Origin of the sequence: Amycolatopsis rhizosphaerae (assembly GCF_007713715.1) — a bacterium.
GTDB lineage: Bacteria > Actinomycetota > Actinomycetes > Mycobacteriales > Pseudonocardiaceae > Amycolatopsis_E > Amycolatopsis_E rhizosphaerae.
Genome location: NZ_VJWX01000747.1, coordinates 1 through 2,245 on the forward strand (window position 1 = coordinate 1; position 2,245 = coordinate 2,245).

The following is a 2,245-nucleotide window of genomic DNA, read 5'->3' on the forward strand; positions in this document are numbered from 1 at the left end:
GCCCGAACCGGCAGATGCACTACCCGGCGCCCGCGAACACGCAGACGCGCTACATCCCGGTGGTGGGGCAGCTGGGCCAGCCGCCGAAGGCCCCGCCGTCGCGCGGCGAGGACTCGCGGCCGCGCCTGGAGCAGAACCCGCTCCCGCGCTGGTTTTCCGACCCGTTCCTGGCACCGGGCGTCGCCGCCGTCGCGGTGATCCTCTGGGTGGCCGGGCTGCATCCGGTCCCGCCGGAGTCCCTCGGCGGCCTCGGCCTGATCGCCAACGTGTCGGTGGTGACGCTGCTGGGCTATCCGCTGCTGATCGCCGCGGTCGTGCTGGAGTTGCTGCGCTTTCAGCCGCGCACCTGGTACCTGACCGCCTACACCGTGGTCGGCGTGTTCTTCGTCTACGGGTTGCAGCCGTCCGTGGAAGAGGTGGCGCGGCTGCCCACCTCGTGGCTGCACTCCGGGTTCGCGCAGTACATCGCCGACCACGGCGACGTTCTCCAGCACTACGACGCGCGCTTTTCCTGGGCCGGGTTCTTCTCGCTGATCGCCATGGTGACCAAGGCGGGCGGGGTGCCCAACGCGCTGTCGCTGATCAACTTCGCCCCGGTGGTGCTGTCCGGGCTGATGGTGCTGGGCACGCGCGCGCTGGCGGTGTCCGCGCTGGGCAACCGGCGCGCCTCCTGGATCGCGCCGTGGATCTTCCTCGTCGGCAACTGGACCGAGCAGGACTACTTCTCGCCCCAGGCCACGGCGATGGTGATGATGCTGGCCGCGCTCACCCTGACGTTCCGGCACCTGGTCCGGCCCCGGCTCACCGAACCGGTCCGGGCCCGGCTCCGCGCCCGGCTGGCCCCGCGGTCGAGCCCGAAGGCCAGGCTGGTCGCGCAGGGCTCGGTGGTGCTCATCGGGCTCGGGCTCGCCCCGACCCACCAGCTCACCCCGTTCGTGCTCGGCGGGCTGCTGCTGCTCCTGCTGCTGTTCGGCAGGCTCTGGCCGGCGTGGCTGCCGTTCGTGGTGCTGGGTGCGGCCGTGGTCTGGTTCTCGCTGGGGGCTTCGGACTTCTGGAGCGGGCAGCTGGTCAAGATGATCCTGGCGCCCATCGGCGATATCAACTCCTCGGTCGACCAGGGGTTGTTCAGCAGGCTGTCCGGCAGCATGGGACATCTGATCGTGCTCGGCGTCCGCATGGCGGTCAGCGCGTCCGCGGCCGGGCTGGCGGCGATGGGAATCGTCCTGATGCGCCGGGAAAAACTGCGGTCGTGGCTGCTTCCCGCGCTGTGCGCCGCGCCGTTCGGGCTGGCCCTCGTGCAGTCCTACGGCGGCGAAGTGTTCATGCGCTGCTTCCTGTTCGCCCTGCCGCTGATGGCGCTGCCCGGGGCGATCGTGCTGGAACGCTTCCTCACCGCGGCCCGCCGGATGCGCTGGCGGGCCGGGCCCGCCCGGCTGGCCACCGTGGTGGCCGTGCCGTGGCTGGCGCTTTCGGTCGTGGCGCTGTCCACGGTGCTGGCCCGGGGCGGCAACGACGCCTACACCAGCGTGAGCGCGAGCGACGTCGCGGCCGCCGCGTGGGCGATCGAACACGCCCAGCCGGAGCAGCGGGTGGACTCGCTGGTCAACGCGGTGCCGCTGGCCTTCGAACGGGTCGGCGAGCTGAGCCAGTCCGAGGTGGACAACTACTGCACCAAGCCGTTGCCCCAGGTGGCGGACACGGTCGCGTGCATCCAGGAGAAGGGGCCGGACTACCTGGTGATCACCGAGCCCCAGTTCGCCTACATCACCATCCTCAACGGGGCCAAGCCCGGCTTCCGCGAGCAGTTGCTGCAGGGTCTGGCGGACACCAGGATCTACCGCCTGGTATATGAGCATGACGGCGCCATGGTGCTCGCGCGGACGACCGCGGCCCTGCAGAAGGTGGAAGACGGAGACGGGGGAAATACGGGATGACGTGCCGTGAACTCGGGTGATGTGCTCACCGTGGTCACCGCGGTCCTCGGGGTGGCGCTGCTGGCCGTGCTCATCGTGCGCACCGTGCTGAAGGAACTCGCGGTGGGGCGCCGGTCGACCGATTCGGCCAGCGCCCGCACCGACCGCATCCGGGTGCTGGACCTGGTGGCCGTCGTGCTCACCGTGCTGGTCGCGGTCGGCGCGGTATGGCGGATCGTCGTCGGGCTGACGGTGTGAGTGCCGGTGTCAGCCGAACGTGAGCGAGTACGGCGGCAGCGTGCGCGCCGACCCGCCGGTGATCCGNAGCGNCT

At 70.9% G+C, this 2,245-nt stretch carries 2 protein-coding genes; both read left to right on the forward strand.

Annotation, left to right across the window (positions count from 1 at the left end):
• A partial coding sequence (locus tag FNH05_RS38610; protein ID WP_186382917.1) for a hypothetical protein occupies positions 1-1,934 on the forward strand: 1,934 nt, incomplete at its 5' end.
• Between the two features lie 6 nt (positions 1,935-1,940).
• On the forward strand, positions 1,941-2,171 hold the full coding sequence (locus FNH05_RS36345) for a hypothetical protein (protein ID WP_144593367.1): 231 nt from the start codon (positions 1,941-1,943) through the stop codon (positions 2,169-2,171).
• Positions 2,172-2,245 lie beyond the last annotated feature (74 nt).